General features: G+C 67.9%; 16 protein-coding genes and 5 tRNA genes. 5 read left to right on the forward strand and 16 right to left on the reverse strand.

Annotation, left to right across the window (positions count from 1 at the left end; translation table 11 throughout):
• Positions 1 to 26 precede the first annotated feature (26 nt).
• Entirely contained in the window at positions 27 to 674 is a 648-nt protein-coding gene (locus ACW11F_RS04555) for a response regulator (protein ID WP_456995682.1), read from the reverse strand.
• A 187-nt stretch (positions 675 to 861) separates the two neighbouring features.
• Here ACW11F_RS04555 and ACW11F_RS04560 point away from each other — a divergent pair.
• Positions 862 to 949 (forward strand) — tRNA-Ser (locus ACW11F_RS04560).
• A 29-nt stretch (positions 950 to 978) separates the two neighbouring features.
• Here the strand turns inward: ACW11F_RS04560 and ACW11F_RS04565 are convergent.
• Together ACW11F_RS04565 and serS are read right to left on the reverse strand one after the other, a co-directional pair.
• Positions 979 to 1,917 carry a LysR substrate-binding domain-containing protein gene (locus ACW11F_RS04565; RefSeq protein WP_456995683.1) on the reverse strand — a complete coding sequence of 313 codons (939 nt, stop codon included), beginning with the start codon at positions 1,915 to 1,917 and terminating at the stop codon, positions 979 to 981.
• Complete coding sequence (gene serS, locus ACW11F_RS04570; RefSeq protein ID WP_456995883.1) at positions 1,914 to 3,203, reverse strand: serine--tRNA ligase; 1,290 nt, start codon at positions 3,201 to 3,203, stop codon at positions 1,914 to 1,916. Before serS ends, ACW11F_RS04565 begins: the two co-directional genes overlap by 4 nt.
• 237 nt (positions 3,204 to 3,440) lie before the next feature.
• On the opposite strand from serS, the gene ACW11F_RS04575 reads away from it, so the two are divergent.
• Positions 3,441 to 4,037: an energy transducer TonB gene (locus ACW11F_RS04575; RefSeq protein ID WP_456995684.1), complete on the forward strand. Its 597-nt coding sequence runs from the start codon at positions 3,441 to 3,443 to the stop codon at positions 4,035 to 4,037.
• 18 nt (positions 4,038 to 4,055) lie between these two features.
• Here ACW11F_RS04575 and aroA read toward each other — a convergent pair whose 3' ends face one another.
• The 5 genes from aroA to ACW11F_RS04600 all read right to left on the reverse strand — a co-directional run bounded on the left by aroA (position 4,056) and on the right by ACW11F_RS04600 (position 9,630).
• Positions 4,056 to 5,360 (reverse strand): 3-phosphoshikimate 1-carboxyvinyltransferase, encoded by a 1,305-nt coding sequence (gene aroA / locus ACW11F_RS04580; RefSeq protein WP_456995685.1) that lies wholly within the window; start codon positions 5,358 to 5,360, stop codon positions 4,056 to 4,058.
• On the reverse strand, positions 5,353 to 6,492 hold the full coding sequence (gene hisC / locus ACW11F_RS04585; protein ID WP_456995686.1) for a histidinol-phosphate transaminase: 1,140 nt from the start codon (positions 6,490 to 6,492) through the stop codon (positions 5,353 to 5,355). Before hisC ends, aroA begins: the two co-directional genes overlap by 8 nt.
• Positions 6,489 to 7,694 carry a prephenate dehydratase gene (gene pheA, locus ACW11F_RS04590; RefSeq protein ID WP_456995687.1) on the reverse strand — a complete coding sequence of 402 codons (1,206 nt, stop codon included), beginning with the start codon at positions 7,692 to 7,694 and terminating at the stop codon, positions 6,489 to 6,491. Before pheA ends, hisC begins: the two co-directional genes overlap by 4 nt.
• Positions 7,687 to 8,772 (reverse strand): 3-phosphoserine/phosphohydroxythreonine transaminase, encoded by a 1,086-nt coding sequence (serC, locus tag ACW11F_RS04595; protein WP_456995688.1) that lies wholly within the window; start codon positions 8,770 to 8,772, stop codon positions 7,687 to 7,689. The genes pheA and serC overlap by 8 nt, the downstream gene beginning before the upstream one ends.
• Positions 8,773 to 8,838: 66 nt before the next feature.
• Positions 8,839 to 9,630 carry an FHA domain-containing protein gene (locus ACW11F_RS04600; protein ID WP_456995689.1) on the reverse strand — a complete coding sequence of 264 codons (792 nt, stop codon included), beginning with the start codon at positions 9,628 to 9,630 and terminating at the stop codon, positions 8,839 to 8,841.
• 78 nt (positions 9,631 to 9,708) lie between these two features.
• Between ACW11F_RS04600 and ACW11F_RS04605 the strand changes: the two genes are divergently transcribed.
• The 3 genes from ACW11F_RS04605 (at position 9,709) to arsC (ending at position 10,538) form a co-directional block, all read left to right on the forward strand.
• Complete coding sequence (locus tag ACW11F_RS04605) at positions 9,709 to 9,993, forward strand: polyhydroxyalkanoic acid system family protein (protein WP_456995690.1); 285 nt, start codon at positions 9,709 to 9,711, stop codon at positions 9,991 to 9,993.
• A 61-nt stretch (positions 9,994 to 10,054) separates the two neighbouring features.
• Positions 10,055 to 10,129, forward strand: a tRNA-Val gene (locus ACW11F_RS04610).
• Between the two features lie 67 nt (positions 10,130 to 10,196).
• The gene (arsC, locus tag ACW11F_RS04615; RefSeq protein WP_456995691.1) at positions 10,197 to 10,538 is read left to right on the forward strand and encodes an arsenate reductase (glutaredoxin); all 342 of its coding nucleotides are present in this window, start codon (positions 10,197 to 10,199) and stop codon (positions 10,536 to 10,538) included.
• Positions 10,539 to 10,563: 25 nt separating this feature from the next.
• On the opposite strand, the gene ACW11F_RS04620 is transcribed toward arsC, so the two are convergent.
• From ACW11F_RS04620 to ACW11F_RS04655, 8 genes are all read right to left on the reverse strand, one after another.
• Positions 10,564 to 12,195 (reverse strand): FMN-binding glutamate synthase family protein, encoded by a 1,632-nt coding sequence (locus tag ACW11F_RS04620; protein ID WP_456995692.1) that lies wholly within the window; start codon positions 12,193 to 12,195, stop codon positions 10,564 to 10,566.
• 2 nt (positions 12,196 to 12,197) lie between these two features.
• Positions 12,198 to 13,472, reverse strand: coding sequence for a nucleotide sugar dehydrogenase (locus ACW11F_RS04625; RefSeq protein ID WP_456995693.1), 1,275 nt, complete (start codon positions 13,470 to 13,472; stop codon positions 12,198 to 12,200).
• Between the two features lie 16 nt (positions 13,473 to 13,488).
• Positions 13,489 to 13,575 (reverse strand) — tRNA-Leu (locus ACW11F_RS04630).
• Positions 13,576 to 13,679: 104 nt separating this feature from the next.
• Positions 13,680 to 13,753, reverse strand: a tRNA-Cys gene (locus ACW11F_RS04635).
• Between the two features lie 72 nt (positions 13,754 to 13,825).
• Positions 13,826 to 13,901 (reverse strand) — tRNA-Gly (locus ACW11F_RS04640).
• On the reverse strand, positions 13,892 to 14,554 hold the full coding sequence (gene pgsA / locus ACW11F_RS04645) for a CDP-diacylglycerol--glycerol-3-phosphate 3-phosphatidyltransferase (RefSeq protein ID WP_456995694.1): 663 nt from the start codon (positions 14,552 to 14,554) through the stop codon (positions 13,892 to 13,894). The genes ACW11F_RS04640 and pgsA overlap by 10 nt, the downstream gene beginning before the upstream one ends.
• Positions 14,551 to 16,404 (reverse strand): excinuclease ABC subunit UvrC, encoded by a 1,854-nt coding sequence (uvrC, locus tag ACW11F_RS04650; RefSeq protein ID WP_456995695.1) that lies wholly within the window; start codon positions 16,402 to 16,404, stop codon positions 14,551 to 14,553. The genes pgsA and uvrC overlap by 4 nt, the downstream gene beginning before the upstream one ends.
• Positions 16,401 to 16,877: a low molecular weight protein-tyrosine-phosphatase gene (locus tag ACW11F_RS04655; protein ID WP_456995696.1), complete on the reverse strand. Its 477-nt coding sequence runs from the start codon at positions 16,875 to 16,877 to the stop codon at positions 16,401 to 16,403. The genes uvrC and ACW11F_RS04655 overlap by 4 nt, the downstream gene beginning before the upstream one ends.
• Between the last annotated feature and the right edge of the window lie 57 nt (positions 16,878 to 16,934).

Here is a 16,934-nt window from a genome sequence, read left to right on the forward strand (position 1 = left end):
CGGCCCTGTGCGGGCACATCCGTGGCTCACACGCTGTGCGCGATGTCGCTGAGTCCGTACTGCCCGGCGAGCCGGGCCAGGGCGATGGCATCAGTCACTTCCAGCTTCTCGAACAGCCGCGCCTTGTGCGTGTGCACGGTCTTGGCACTCAGGCTGAGTCGGCGCGCGATGGCCTCCTGACGCAGGCCCTGCACCAGCAACATCGCCACCTCCAGTTCACGCGGAGTCAGCGCATCGAACGGCGAGCCCTCGCCATCGATGTTGGACAGCGCCATGTTCTGCGCGATGGCATTGCCGAGGAAACGCCGCCCGCGCGCAACCTCGCGCACCGCACGCAGCAATTCCGTCGCATCCCCCCCCTTGCCGATGTAGCCGACTGCGCCGGCATCCAGCAGGCGCCGCGGCATCGGTCCGTCCTCCAGCACCGAGACGATGATCACCTTGCAGCCGACGGCGCCGCGCACCAGGCGCTCGGTGATCTCCAGGCCGCTGATCCCTGGCAGATGCAGGTCGCACAGCACCACGTCGGGCTTCAACTGACGGATCTGCGGCAGTGCGACTTCACCACTGTCGGCCTCGCCGACCACCTCGATGTCCGCCTCCTGTGCAAGGATCAGCTTCATCCCGGTACGTACCAGGGCATGGTCATCGACCAGAAAAACACGAATCGTCATGCTTCACTCCCCTGCCTGACTGGATTCGAGCCTAGGCGCTGCCCGCACTGCCGACAAGCCCGCAAACCCCACCATTGGGGGTCAGAATAGCCCTACCCGCAGCTCTGCAACTGCCGGGCCTGCATGCGAGAATGACGGGGCATGTGCGCCGCGACCGGCAACCCGGTCGCGGCGCAGCAATCAACACGGAAGCGTGGCCGAGCGGTTGAAGGCACCGGTCTTGAAAACCGGCAATGGGCAACCATTCGTGGGTTCGAATCCCACCGCTTCCGCCAGATTGCGCCTGTCGCCACTGCAAGGCGTCTCAGGCGTCATCGCCCTCGGTAGCCAGCGCGAGGCGGGCAAGCTCGGCCGGCAATGTTTCGGCCAGATGATCGATCAACGCGCGCACCGCCGGCAGCAGGCCGCGACGCGAAGCGAAGACCGCGTGCACGATGCCCTGCGGCAGGCTCCACTGCGGCAGCACCACTTCCAGCTCGCCGTTGCGCACCGCTTCGGCGCAGATCATTTCCGGCAGCATGGTGATGCCCGCGCCGTGGGTGATGAGTTGTTTGAGCATGGGGAAGTCGAAGGCCGCCAGGCGCGGCTCCAGCTCCACCGTGGCCACCTCGCCGCCCGGTCCATGCAGCTCCCAGCGCTGGCGCGCGCTGTCCTCGAACGCCATCAGCACGGTATGCGCGGCCAGATCCTGTGGCAGCCGCGGGCGGCCGTGGCGGCGCAGATAGGCCGGGCTTGCCAGCAGCAGTTCGCGCGACTGGCCGAAGCTGCGCAACACCAGGTCGCCGTCCTCGTCGAGCCGGCTGCGCACGCGCAGGGCGATGTCGAAGCCCTCTTCCACCAGATCCACACGCCGGTTGCTGACGTGCACCTGCAGGCGCACGTCAGGGTAGCGCTCGAAGAAGTCCGGCAGCACCCGCGGCAGCAATTCCTGCGCCAGGCTGACCGGCGCACTCAAGCGCACCAGCCCGCGTGGCGTGGTGGCGACACGGGCCACCGCATCGCGCGCCGCTTCGGCGGCGGCCAGCATTTCCTGCGCGTGACGGTACACCGCCTGGCCCAGTTCGGTCACCGCGAAACGACGCGTGGAGCGTTGCAGCAGCCGCGCGCCAAGATCCTTCTCCAGCTGCGCGATGCGTCGCGAGAGGCGCGACTTGGGAATCCCCACGGCACGTTCGGCAGCGGCATACCCGCCATGCTCGACGACCACTGAAAAGCAATAGAGGTCGTTGAGGTCCGGATTCATTCGAGCCGCGCCAGGCCACCCATGTACGGGCGCAACACCTCGGGCACCACGATGCTGCCGTCGGCCTGCTGACTGTTTTCCATCACCGCAACCAGCGCCCGACCGACCGCCACGCCCGAACCATTGAGCGTGTGCACCAGCTCGGGCTTGCCACTGTCCGGATTGCGCCAGCGCGCCTGCATCCGCCGCGCCTGGAAATCACCGCAGTCCGAACACGAGGAAATCTCGCGCCAGGTGTTCTGCGAGGGCATCCACACTTCCAGATCGAAGGTCTTGCGCGCGGCAAAGCCCATGTCGCCGGTGCACAGCAGCATGCGCCGGTACGGCAGGCCGAGGCGTTCGAGCACGGTTTCCGCACAGCGGGTCATGCGCTCGAGCTCCGCCGCGGAGTCCTCCGGGCGCACGATCGACACCAGTTCGACCTTCTCGAACTGGTGCTGGCGGATCATGCCGCGGGTATCACGACCATGCGCCCCGGCTTCGGCGCGGAAGCACATCGAGTGTGCGCTCATGCGCAGCGGCAGGCGCTCGGCGTCGACGATGGAGTCGGCCACGATATTGCTCAGCGGCACCTCCGCGGTGGGAATCAGGTAACGCCGCGATGCGGCCTCGCCCTCGCCCACCACGGTGGCGAACAGGTCGTCCTCGAACTTCGGCAATTGGCCGGTGCCGCGCATGCTGCGCGCATTGACCAGCAGCGGCACGTTGGTTTCCTCGTAGCCGTGCTCGCCGACGTGCAGATCGAGCATGAACTGCGCCAGCGCGCGGTGCAGCCGCGCCAGCGGGCCGCGCAACACGGTGAAACGCGCACCGGAAAGCTTCGCAGCCGTTTCGCCATCCAGCCAGCCATTGCGCGCGCCCAGCTCGACATGGTCGCGCGCCTCGAAGTCCAGTTCGCGCACTTCGCCCCAACGCTTCTGCTCGACATTGCCGGCCTCGTCCTCGCCCAGCGGAACGTCCTCCGCGGCGATGTTGGGCATGCCCAGCAGCAGGGCATCCCATTCCGCGCGCAGCGCGTCCAGCCGCGCCTCGCTGGCCTTGAGCTCGTCGCCGAAAGCGGCGACTTCGGCCAGCAGCGCGCTGGCATCCTCGCCTTTGGCCTTGGCCATGCCGATGGCCTTGCTGCGCGTGTTGCGCAGGTTCTGCAGCTCCTGAGTGCGCACCTGGATTGCCTTGCGTTCGGCTTCCAGTGCATTGAGCGCGGCGACATCCAGGGCGTATCCACGCCGGGCCAGTGCCTGGCGCGCGGTTTCAGGGTCGTGGCGAAGCAGTTGCGGGTCGAGCATGGTGTCGGGCAGTGAGCGGACTGGCACGCATTATCGCCTGTCTTGGCGTGGAGTCCGCGCGCCGTGCGGCATGCCTGCACTGCGCGGTCAGCGCCGATGGTGCAAGAATGGCGGGCAATCCCGCCCAGAAGTGACCCGTCGCGCATGAATCAGGCCCCGCCCGCAGCCCCGCCATCGACCCCGTCACCGCCGCCTTCCGGCGCGCCCAAGCGATCCCGCGAACCGGGAACACAGCGCTTGTGGTGGGTACTGCTCGCGGCGCTGGCGGTGGGGATCCTGCTGTTCCTGCTGGTGTTCAACCGGGATCGGCAGAAGCCGTTTTACCGCGCCGATCCTGCGCAGGCAGGTGTCAGCGAGGATGGCCAGGTCAAGGTGTTCGAACCCCTGCCGGCACCGCTGCCGGCCACGACGGGCGAAGACGGCGACAGCCGGCTGCCACAGGCCGCGATCGAGACGCCGTCCACGCCACCCGCACGGATCGAAACCCCACCTGCCAGCACACCAGCCGCCGCACCACCCGCCACCGGCCCCGCCGCGCCTGCCCGGCCGCGAACCGGCGCCAGCAGCAATCCGGTGCCGATTTCCCAACCCGCACCGAAATACCCGCGCTCGGCCCTGCGCGCCGGCATCGGGGGCAGCGTGCAGTTGCAGATCGATGTCGGCCCCGACGGCGTGCCGACCTCGGTCAGCATCGTGCAGGGCAGCGGCAATCGCGAGCTGGACCGTGCCGCTATCGAGGCCGCACGCCGCTGGCGCTTCCGCCCGGCGATGGCCAATGGCCAGCCAACGGTGGGCCGGGTCACGGTGCCGATCCAGTTCACCCCCGGCGGCTGAAGCGCGACGACCCCGTACTCAGGACACCGGCGCGAGGCCGAAGCCGATCGCGCGCATCCGTGCATCGAAACCGGGATAGGACGTGGCCACGTTGTCCACGCCGAGGATGCGCACTGGTGTTGCGGCACGCTGCGCCAGCACCGCGAAACTCATGCTGATGCGGTGATCGTGGCGGCTTTCCACCGTGCCGCCGCCGACGCTGCCACCGTGGATGTCGGCGCCGTCCGGGGTTTCTTCCACGCGCACGCCGAGTGCGCGCAAGCCGGCGGCCATGGCCGCGATGCGGTCGGATTCCTTGACCCGCAATTCGGCCGCACCGCGCACCCGGGTCACGCCATCGGCGCAGGCCGCGAGCGCAAACAGCAGGGGGAGTTCATCGATCATGTCCGGCACCAGCGCCGGCGGCAGGTCGATTCCCCGCAGCGGCGCATGCCGCACCTGGATATCCGCCACCTCGCCGCACAGGCCGCTGCGTGCGCCTTGCACCTGGATGCCCGCGCCCATCAGGCGCAGCGCATGCAGCAGGCCGCTGCGGCGCGGGTCGATGCCGACGCCCTCGATGTGCAGGCTCGAGCCCGGCACGATGCAGGCGGCGCCGATCGGGAACGCGGCGGACGAGAAGTCCCCCGGCACTGCAAGATCACATGGACTCAAACGCTGGCCGCCGCGCACACGCGCCTCGCCCGGGGAATGGTCGATGTCGACGCCGAATGCCTGCAGCATGCGCTCGGTGTAGTCCCGCGTCGGGTGCGGCTCGCGCACCCGGGTTTCGCCCCGTGCCCACAGCCCGGCCAGCAACACGGCCGACTTGACCTGCGCACTCGCCACCGGGCTGGCGTAATCGATCCCCTGCAGCCCGTCCGCTGCCTGCAGTTTCAGTGGTGGGCAACCGTCTTCCGTCGTTTCGATGCGTGCCCCCATCGCCGCCAGCGGTTCGCTGACGCGGCGCATCGGCCGGCGCATCAGCGAGGCATCGCCGATCAACGTGCTGGCGAACGGCTGCGCGGCGAGCAAGCCCGCCAGCAGCCGCATCGCGGTGCCGGAATTGCCGCAGTCCAGCGGCGCGGACGGCGGCTGGAGGCCCTCCATGCCGACGCCGTGCACGATACGCACCCCGTTGGCCGGCGCCTCGATGCGCACGCCAAGCTGGCCGAGCATGCGCGCGGTGGCACGCGTGTCCTCGCCCTCGAGGAAGCCCTCGATGCGCGAGTCGCCATCGGCAATCGCGGCCAGCATCAGGCCGCGGTGCGAGATCGACTTGTCGCCCGGCACGGTGATGCGTCCCTGCACCGGGCCGCCCGGGCTTGCCTGCCAGTCAGCCATGTCCACCCTCGCTCCAGGCATCCAGCGCCGCCAGCAGGCGTTCGTTCTCGTCACCACGGCCGATGCTGATGCGCAGGCAATGCGGCAGGCCGTAGCCGCTCATCGGCCGCAGCACCACGCCTTGCGCCAGCAGGGCCGCCTCGATGCGCGCCGCGTCGTCACCGAACTCGACCAGCAGGAAGTTGGTTTGCGAGGGCCACACCCGCCACCCGCGCGCGGTCAGGGCTTCGCCAAGACGCGCACGCTCCGCACCGGTGGCCGCCACGCCCGCAGCCAGATGCGCGTGGTCATCCAGTGCCGCCGTGGCTGCGGCAAGCCCGGCGGCATTGACATTGAAACTCTCGCGCACGCGCTCGATCAGGCCGATGACGTCCGCATCGGCCAGCGCATAACCGATGCGCAGCCCGGCCAGCGCGTAAGCCTTGCTGAAGGTGCGCGTCACCACCAGATTGCGGAATCCGGTCAGCCACCCGATTGCACTGGCCCACTGCGGCGCATCGGCATACTCGGCATAGGCTTCGTCCACCACCACGATCACCTCCGCCGGGACCTGGCGCATGAAACGCGCGAAGTCGTCGCCGCCGTACCAGGTGCCGGTGGGATTGTTCGGGTTGGCGAGATAGACCAGCCGGGTGCGCGCACTGATGGCGGCGACCAGCGCGTCAAGATCGTGGCCGAGTGGCATCGGCGCATCCATCGGCAAGCTGTCCGCGGCCACCAGCTGCGCACCGACCGCCTGGGTGGCCAGCGCATACACCGCGAAGGCGTGCCGCGACACCAGCACCTCGTCGCCCGGCCCGGCGAACACCTGCGCCAGTTGCATCAGCAGTTCGTGCGAACCGTTGCCGAGCACGATCTGCGCAGTGGCGACGCCATGCTGCGCGGCGAGCGCGCGCTTCAGATCACCGCCCAACGGGTCGGGATAGCGCCATGCCGTGGACAACGCCTCGCGCGCGGCCGCCAGCGCCCTGGGCGAAGGTCCGTGGCTGTTCTCGTTGGAACCGAGTTCGGTCAGCTCCATGCGCGCCTGGCGGCGCAGCGCGACCAGGTCATGGCCGGGGTCGTAAGCACGCAGGCCGCGGATGCCCGGCTGCGCAAGCGCCTCGAAGTCGAGCGACGCCAACGCATTCACGGGATCGCCACCGGATAGGCGCCAAGCAGGCGCACACGCTGGCCGCTGGCCTTCATTTCGGCCAACGCATCCTTGAGCGGCGCTTCGTCGGCATGTCCGGCCACATCGATGAAGAACGCGTACCGCCACAAGCCCTCGTGCGCCGGTCGCGATTCGATGCGGTTCATGCTCACGCCGTGCCGCGCGAGTGGTTCGAGCACCTGGTACAGCGCACCGGGTGCATCCTGGACCGACACCAGCAACGAGGTGCGATCGTGGCCCGAAGGCGGAAACAGCTCGCGGCCGATCACCAGGAAGCGGGTGGTGTTGTCGGGCCGGTCCTCGATCGGCCCGGCGACGATCTTGAGGCCGTACACATGCGCCGCGTTCTGCCCGGCGATGGCGGCGGCATCGTCGGCATTGCGTGCGCGCCGTGCCGCCTCCGCATTGCTGGCCACGGCCTGCTTCTCGGCATCGGGCAGGTGCTGGCGCAACCAGCCGCGACACTGCGCCAGCGACAGGCTGTGCGAATACACCCGTTCGATGTCCTCGATCCGTCCGCTGCGCGAAATCAGGTACTGATGCACGCGCAGTTCCACCTCGCCGCAGATCTTCAACGGCGAGGACAGGAACATGTCGAGCGTGGACTGGATCGTGCCCTGCCCGGAATTCTCCACCGGCACCACGCCGAAATCGGCATTGCCGGCGGCCACTTCATCGAACACCTCATCCACGCTTGCCAGCGGCAGCGCACGCGCGGAATGGCCGAAATGCTTGTACACCGCCTGCTGCGAGAAAGTGCCCTCCGGGCCGAGATAACCGATGCGCAAGGGTTCCTGCTGCGCCAGGCAGGCGGACATGATTTCGCGGAACAGGCGCACCAGCACTTCGTTGGCGAGTGGACCGTCGTTGCGATCCACCACCTGGCGCAGCACCTGAGCCTCACGCTCGGGGCGGTAATAGTCGACCGCTGCCGCCAGCTTGCCCTTGGCGCGGCCGACCTGCTGCGCCCAGCGCGCGCGCTCGGAAATCAGCTCTTCGATCCGGCGATCGATGCCGTCGATCTCCTCGCGCACCGCAGCAAGGTCACGCGACACCGGCACCGCCTTGGCCGCGGAGCCTGCCGCTTTGTCCTTGCCCGCAGCGGTGCTCTTTCGCGCGCCTTTGCCTGTCTTGGCCGTACGCGTGCCGCGGGTCCGTGTATCGGAACGTTTCTCAGCCATGGTCGCGCGCAAACTCCTGCATGAAATCGATCAGTGCATCCACCGCCGCGTCCGGCAGCGCGTTGTACAGCGAAGCGCGCATTCCGCCGAGCACCTTGTGCCCCTTCAGGCCATCCAGGCCACGCGCCCTGGCCGCCTCGAGGAAGGCCGATTCCAGCGCCGGGTCATGCAGGAAGAACGGCACGTTCACCCGCGAGCGCGCCGCAGCCTGCACCGGGTTGCGGTAGAAGCCGCCGGAGCCATCGATCGCGGCATACAGCCGCGCCGAGCGCGTGGCATGTTTTTTCGCGAACACTTCGGTGCCGCCCTGCTCCAGCATCCAGCGCAGGCACAGACTCAGCAGGTACCAGTTGAACGTGGGCGGGGTGTTGAGCATCGAGCCACGCTGCAGGTGCGCGCGGTAATCGAGGATCGGCGCACGCGTCTGGCCGGCACGCTCGAGCAGCTCGCGCCGCACGATGACCACGCTGATCCCGGAGGGTCCGAGGTTCTTCTGCGCGCCGGCGTACACCACGCCGTAGTCGCTGATCGCGATCGGGTACGAGGCGATGCTGGAGCTGAAATCGGCAATCACCGGCACCGGCGAATCGATGCGTTCATGCAATTCCACGCCATGGATGGTTTCGTTGGCGGTCACATGCAGATAGGCGGCCTGCGGCGAGAGCTGCCACTGTGCGCGAGGCGGCACCGAGACAAAACCATCGGCCTCCGCGCTGGCAATGATGCGGGCGCTGACATAGGGCGTGGCCTGGGCCAGTGCGACGCGTCCCCAATGCCCGGTCAGCAGGTAATCCGCTGCCTGCCCGGGGGCGACGAAATTGAGCGCGATCAGCGCCTGCTGCAGGGTGGCGCCCCCCTGCAGGAACAGCACCGCATAGTCTTCCGGCACCTGCAGCAGGCTCCGCAGATCGGCCTCGCTGCGTTCGGCAAGTTCGATGAAGGCGGCGCTGCGATGGCTGACCTCGGCCACCGAGGCGCCCAGGCCCTGCCAATCGAGCAACTCGTCGCGCGCCTGGCGCATGACCGCTTCGGGCAGAGTGGCCGGACCGGCACTGAAGTTGAACACACGATGTGACATGGGGTGGAAAAATCGCGGCGGGTATTGCATCGCAACACAGCACGCGCGGCATGGCAAGTCGGCGCGCTACTTCACCCCGAACCAGAGCAGTGCAGCCAGCAGCAATGCACTCACGATGGCGGCCAGCAACAGCCACGGCAAGTGCATGCGTCGTGGTCGTGGCGCAACCGCCGCGACGTCATCGTCCTGGTCCATCCGCGGCGGCTTTGCCGGCGGCGGTGTCTGCCCGGGCGACTCCACCACGAAGCGCTGGCCAGCGAGCAGCAGTTGGTCGCCTCCGTGCACCCAGCCACTGGCCAGCGGCCAGCCATTGAGGCGTGCCCCCCTGGCCTCCGCCAGCAGTTGCAGCCAGACGCGGTCTTCACCTGCAGGCTGCAACTCCGCCAACACGGATGCGTCCTGTCCGGCCGGGATCACGCCACCATGGCGGTCGATGCGGCACGCCTCGTGCAAGGCCCAGGCCTGACCATGCGCCGCACCACCATGGCCGCGCAGCAGCAGCCGGCTCGACGTCACTCTGCCAGGGGCCGCGTCCTCGCTGGCCCGTGCCTGTGCGCTGGCCAGCTGCATTTCCACCCCTTCGCAATGAATCAGGTCGCCCACCCAAAGCCGTGCCAACTGCTGCACCGGGCGCCCGTTCACATGCACTCCGCGCACCCCGGGGCTGACATTCAGCCACAGGCCGCGCACGTCCACCACCAGCGTCAGCAGGGCGTCAGCACCGGGTTCGGCGATCATCAGGCCGCGGTCGAAGTCGGGATCCTGGCACAGCCCGTTGACCCCGGGGCGCAATGGCAGGTCGGGGTGTTCGTGCTCGGCAAAACGCAGGATCAGCGACGTCGGGACGGCATGGTTCACGGCGTGATTCTGGCACAGGCGCGCGCCGCATCACCATGATGGCAGAATCACCCGTCCCCGATACCCGCCACAGCCCCCATGTCCGAAATCGACATCCTGTACCCGAGCCCGATGGATCTGGCCGGCAAGCGCATCGCGGTTGAGCGCATTGCTGCACGTCTGGCCGACGAATTCGGCGTGGAAAGCCAGTGGCAGGACGATCTCCTGCTGCTGCAGCATGGCGGCGTGGAAGGCCGCATCCTGCTCCAGCCCGACCATGTGCGGGTGCAGGCACGGCTGGGCTTCCTGCTGGCGCCGATGCGCGGGCCGATCGAAGCCAAGATCCGCCAGCTGCTGGCCGAGCGCCTCGGCACGCCCTGCTGAGCCGGTGTGGCGCAGGCGCTTGGCAAACCGCCGATGGCTGCCTATACTTTGCAACCCTTTCGGGCGATTAGCTCAGCGGTAGAGCGCCGCCTTCACACGGCGTAGGTCGCAAGTTCGATCCTTGCATCGCCCACCAGTTCGGGAAAAGCCGGCCCATGCGCCGGCTTTTTTCGTTTTTCGCCCCCTGTCGAGGAGGAACCGTGATGCGTTACTACCACAACCCGCGCTGCTCCAAGTCGCGCCAGGCACTGGAGTTGCTGCGCGAACGCGGCATCGAACCCGAGCTGGTCAGCTACCTGCAGGACGCGCCTGATGAAGCCACCCTGCGTGCGCTCATCGGCAAGCTCGGCATCACCCCGCGCGAACTGCTGCGCCGTGGCGAGGACGCCTATTCCACGCTCGACCTGGGCAACCCCGCAACCAGCGACGACGCGATCATCGCGGCGATGCTGCAGCACCCGATCCTGATCGAACGGCCGATCTTCGAGCATGGCGAGCGCGCGGTCATCGGCCGCCCGCCCGAGCGCGTGCTGGACCTGCTGTAACCGCCGCAACGCAGCCTGATCGGGGTCAGATGGCCTTGGTCAGGCGCAGCGAGGACACGCTCTCCGGCGGCGTGAACGCATCGCTGCGCGCACTGTTCCAGAATTGCTGGAACACCGAATGCGAGGGCAGTCGCCCTTGCAGCAGCTCGCCGGGCATCAGGCGCACGAACAGCGCGCTGTAGGCACGGATTTCGGTCGGCGATACCCGGCGCAGGATGTGCTCGGGACCGAGCTCACGCGGATGCGTCAGGCCCGCCGCGCACAGCAGGTCACGCAGGGCCTTCAACGTGTTGTCGTGAAACGCGTGCACGCGCGCGGTCTTGTCCGCGACGTCGAGCCGCTTCCAGCGCCGCGGGTCCTGGGTCGCGATGCCGGTCGGGCAGCGGTCGTTGTGGCAGCTTTGCGCCTGGATGCATCCGAGCGAGAACATGAAGCCGCGCGCGGCATTGCACCAGTCCGCGCCCAGCGCCATGGTGCGCGCCATGTCGAACGCGCTGACGATCTTGCCCGCGGCACCGAGCTTGATCTTCTCGCGCAAGCCCAGCCCGACCAGGGTGTTGTGCACCAGCATCAGGCCCTCGTGCATCGGCAACCCGACATGGTTGATGAATTCCGACGGCGCCGCGCCGGTGCCGCCTTCGGCGCCATCGACCACGATGAAGTCCGGCAGAAGACCTGTTTCCGCCATCGCCTTGGCGATGCCGAACCACTCCCAGGGATGGCCGATGGCGAGCTTGAAGCCGGCCGGCTTGCCGCCTGACAGCTCGCGCATGCGGGCGATGAATTCGAGCAGCCCGATCGGTGTGGAGAACACCGAGTGCGACGCCGGCGACACGCAATCCAGGCCCATCGGCACGCCGCGCGCGGCACTGATCTCGGCACTGATCTTGGCTGCCGGCAGCATCCCGCCATGCCCGGGCTTGGCACCCTGCGAGAGCTTCAGCTCGACCATCTTGACCTGCGCGTCGCGCGCATTGGCGGCGAAGCGTTCGGGATTGAAACTGCCATCCTCGTTGCGGCAGCCGAAGTAGCCCGAGCCGATTTCCCAGATCAGGTCGCCACCGGGCTCGCGGTGGTAGCGCGAGATCGAGCCTTCACCGGTGTCGTGGGCGAAGCCGCCGCGCCGCGCACCGCCGTTGAGCGCGAGAATCGCGTGCGCGGACAACGAACCGAAACTCATCGCCGAGATGTTGAGCACGCTGGCCGAATAGGGCTGCGCACAACCGCCGCCGATTTCGATGCGGTAGTCGGCATCGTGATGCGGCGTGGGCATCACAGAATGGTTGATCCATTCGTACTGGTTGCCGTAGACATCCAGCTCGCTGCCGAACGGCACCACGTCACTGACCGATTTGGCCCGCTGGTAGGCCAGTGCCCGTTGCTCACGCGAGAACGGCACTTCCTCGGTATCGCGCTCGATGAAGTATTGCCGGATTTCCGGGCCGATCGATTCCAGCCCGTAACGGAAATGCGCCAGGATCGGGTAATTGCGCCGCAGCGTGGTGGTCTTCTGTGCCATGTCCCAGATGCCGAGCACGCTCAGCGCACCGAACACGCCAAGCCCCCAGCGCCACATCGGCGAATGGCCGGACGCCAGCATCAGCACCGACAACAGCAGGCCGAGTACGCAGAGGACGAATACGAGATAGCGGCTCATCGCTACAGCCTAGCGTCCACCGCCTCGCGCGGCCATACCGACTTGACGTCGTAGACCACTGCATCGGGCGTGCCCAGCGCACGGATCGTCGCAGCCTCCATCGCCCTGTATTGCGAATGCGCCACCGCCAGCACGATGGCCTGGTAGGCGCCCGCCTCGGGCTCGGCCACCAGGCGCACGCGGTAATCGCGCAAGGCTTCGTCCGCATCCACCCACGGATCATGCACCTCGACCTGCATCCCGGCCTCGGCCAGCCCCTGCACCACATCCATCGCGCGGCTGTTGCGCAGATCCGGGCAGTTTTCCTTGAACGCCAGGCCCAGCACCAACGCGCGCGCACCACGGGCGGCGATGCCGCGCGTCTGCAGCAGTGCCAGCACGCGCGTGGCGACATGCGCGCCGACGCGGTTGTTGATGCGCCGCGCGGTATCGATCAGCTCGGGATGGAAGCCCGCGGCATCCGAGCGGTGCAGCAGGTAATACGGATCGACGCCGATGCAGTGCCCGCCGACCAGGCCCGGCTTGAATGGCAGGAAGTTCCATTTGCTGCCGGCCGCGGCGAGCACGTCGCCGGTATCGATGCCGAGACGGTCGAACACCATCGCCAGCTCGTTGACCAGGGCGATGTTGACGTCGCGCTGGATGTTCTCGATCACCTTGGCCGCCTCCGCCACGCGGATCGACGGCGCCGGCCAGGTGCCGGCATGCACGATGCGGCGGTACAGCGCATCGACGAAGGCGGCGGCCTCGGCATTGGAGCCGGAAGTGATCTTCACGATGTCCGGCAGGCGCCGGCTGCGATCGCCGGGATTGATCCGCTCCGGGCTGTAGCCGCAGGCGAAGTCGCGGTCCAGGCGCAGGCCCGAGCCGCGCTCCAGCAACGGCACGCAGATTTCCTCGGTGGTGCCCGGGTAGACGGTGGATTCGTAGATCACCACGTCGCCCGGCTTGAGCCGCGCGGCCACCAGCTCGGAGGCCGCGATCAGCGGACCGAGATCCGGATCGTGCGCGGCATCGATCGGCGTCGGCACGGTAACGACGAACACGTTGCAGGCATCCAGCTCCGCCGCATCGGCGCTGTAGTGCAGGCGGGCGGGAGTCAGTTCCGCCGCCTCCAGCTCGCGGGTGCGGTCATGCCCGGCGGCCAGTTCGGCCACGCGCGTGGCATCGATGTCGAAGCCGACCACGTCGAAATGGCGAGCGAACTCCACCGCCAATGGCAGCCCGACATAGCCGAGGCCGATGACGCCGATACGCAGATGGTCAAGGTCGGGCATTCGCGGCTGCCGTGGTTGGTGCCCGGAGTCGGGATCGAACCGACATGATGTTGCCATCGAGGGATTTTAAGTCCCTTGCGTCTACCAATTTCGCCATCCGGGCGGCGCCGGCATGATCGCATGCGGCGTACACGCGTGGAAGAACGGGGAATGTGGAGGTCACGACTGCGCCGGCAATGAAAAACCCCTGCAGCGCAGGGGTTTCGATGGAGGCCGGAGTCGGAATCGAACCGGCGTACGCGGATTTGCAATCCGCTGCATAACCACTCTGCCATCCGGCCATCGATGTCATTGTTCCACAAAGCCGAAGGCTCGTGGCACGAAAAACCCCGGCGGACCGGGGTTCTCGAATCTGGAGCGGGAAACGAGGCTCGAACTCGCGACCTCAACCTTGGCAAGGTTGCGCTCTACCAACTGAGCTATTCCCGCGTTGAGCCGTGCATTGTACCCGCCGCGGGGATGCTGTCAACACCCGGAGGAACCTCGCTTGCGCGCCCTTCGCCGGCACGCAGCACCGGCCAGGCGGCGCGCAGGTAATCCAGCCCCGACCACAGCGTCAGCAGGGCCGCCACCGCCAGCAGCCAATCGCCGATCAGGAACACCTCGCGGCCCATCCACAGCCATTCCGGCGGATGTTTCGACGGCGAATACAGCAGGCAGCCGATGGCGATCATCTGCACCACGGTCTTGAACTTGCCCAGCAGCGCCACCTTGACCCGCGCGCGCTGGCCAAGCTCGGCCATCCATTCGCGCAACGCGGACACCGCGATCTCGCGGCCGACGATCACTGCCGCCCAGCAGGCCATCCACGGCGTCGGGTGCGACTGCACGATGAGGAACAGCGCGGTCGACACCATCAGTTTGTCCGCCACCGGATCGAGGAACGCGCCGAACGCGGAATACTGATGCCAGCGCCGCGCCACCCAGCCATCCAGCCAATCGGTGAACGAGGCCAGCGCGAATACCGCCGTCGCCGCCACCCCGGTCCATTTCGCCGGCAGGTAGAACACCACCACCAGCACCGGGATCAGGGCGATCCGGCCCAGGGTAAGCATGGTGGGTATCGTGAGCGCGTTTTTCACTGCGGACTATTCTCGCCCAATCCGTGCAGTGCCGCGTAGATGCGTTCGGCCAGCGCATGGCTGACGCCCTCGACCCGCGCGATTTCATCCACCCCGGCCTCCCTGAGCCCGGCGAGCCCGCCGAAATGCTTGAGCAGATTGGCGCGGCGACGCGGCCCGATGCCGGGGATATCCTCCAGTCGGCTGCTGCTGCGTGCCTTCTGCCGTCGTCCGCGATGCCCGGTGATGGCGAAACGGTGCGCTTCGTCGCGCACCTGCTGGATCAGTTGCAGGCCGGGCGAGGCGATGCCCGGCCTGAGCTCGCGGCCGTCATCCAGCAGCAGGGTTTCCTCACCCGCCTTGCGCGCCTCGCCCTTGGCCACACCGACCAGCGCCACGCCCTGCACGCCCAGCTCCGCCAGCACCTCGCGCGCGCGCGCCAATTGCCCGGCACCGCCGTCGATCAGCAGCACGTCCGGCAACACCCCGTCCTGCTCCACGGCACGGCGCAGGCGCCGCTGCAGCGCCTGCGCCATTGCCGCGTAATCATCACCCGGCTCGATGCCGGTGATGTTGTAGCGGCGGTATTGCGAACGCAGCGGGCCTTCGGCATCGAAGGCGACGCAGGACGCCACCGTGGCCTCGCCCATGGTGTGGCTGATGTCGAAGCACTCGATCCGCGCCGGTGTCTGCGCAAGGCCGAGCATCTGCTGCAGGTCGGCCAGGCGCGCGGCCTGGCTGGCGCGGCTGGACAGCTCGCTCGCCAGCGCGGCTTGCGCATTGCGTCGCACCAGGTCGAGGTAGCCGGCGCGCTCGCCGCGCACGTTGTGCTTGATCTGCACCCGGCGCCCGGCGGCGGTGCTGAACGCCTCCTCCAGCAATTCGATGTCGGGGATGGCGCGGTCGAGCACGATTTCGCGCGGCGCCGGCTGTTCGGCGTAGTACTGGGAAACGAACGCGGCAAGCACTTCCTCGCCGTTGTCGGCACCGTTCAGTCGCGGGAAATGGCTGCGTGCGCCGAGGTTGCGCCCGTCACGGAACGACAGCACGGTGACGCAGGCGCGCCCGCCCTGCATGGCGCAGGCCAGCACGTCGAGTTCGGCGGCATCGCCATCGACGAACTGGCGCGCCTGCACGCTGCGGATCGCGGCCAGCAGGTCGCGGATGCGCGCCGCGCGCTCGAACTCCAGCGCCGCGCTGGCCGCCTCCATCTCCTCGCCCAGTTCACGGGTCAGCTCGTCGCTGCGCCCTTCCAGGAACAGCGTGGCACGACGCACCGATTCGGCGTACTCGTCCGGCTCCACCAGTCCCACGCAGGGCGCGCTGCAGCGCCCGATCTGGTATTGCAGGCAGGGCCGCGAGCGGTTGCGGAACACGCTGTCCTCGCAGCTGCGCAGGCGGAACAGCTTGTGCATCAGATTGAGCGTTTCACGCACCGCGCCGACGCTGGGATACGGGCCGAAATAGCGGCCCGGGCGCGAACGCGCACCGCGCTGGGCACTGATGCGCGGCCATTCCTCGCGCGAGACCAGCACATACGGATAGCTCTTGTCGTCGCGCAACAGCACGTTGTAGCGCGGCTTCTGCGTCTTGATCAGCTGGTTTTCCAGCAGCAGCGCCTCGCCCGGAGTGCGGGTCAGGGTCACGTCCATGTGCGCGATCTGCGCCACCATCGAGGCGGTGCGCAGGCTCAGCGCCTTGTTGAAATAACTCGCCACCCGCTTCTTCAACGAGGCGGCCTTGCCGACGTACAGCAGCTGGCCGTCGGCGTCGTACATGCGGTACACGCCCGGCGCGCTGGTCAGGCTGCGCGCATACGCCTTGCCGTCGAACGCCGGCACCGCCGCCGTGGATGGCGCGTCGTTGCTCATGCCGCGTGTTCACGCAGCAGGCGGCGCAGGATGGCTTCGCCACCCGCGGCCACGCGCTGCCAGGCATGCTCGAAGTCCTGCTCATCGCCGTAATACGGATCGGCGAGGTCCAGTCCGCGCTCGAAGCCGGCCCATTCCAGGTATCGCATCGCCGGTGCCGCGCCCTCGCCCGCCGCGCGCTCGCGTCCCGCCGCCAGCGTGTCGCCATCGGCGAACAGCAGCAGATCGAACACGCGGAAATCGTCGGCGTCGAGCTGGCGCGCGCGTTGTGCGGCGATATCCACGCCATTGCGCGCGGCCACGGCGATCGTGCGCGGATCGGGCGGCTTGCCCACATGCCACGGGCCGATCGCCGCCGAATCGACATGGATGCGACCGGCCAGACGTGGCTGCGCGGCCACGGCGGACGCCAACCAGCCTTCCATCATCGGTGAGCGGCAGATGTTGCCGAGGCAGACCATCAGGATTTTCATGCGCGGGAAACGTGTGAAACAGCGCTGCTCAGGTTAACGCGTGCGCATCACGATCAC

Source organism: Luteimonas sp. e5, from assembly GCF_054031035.1.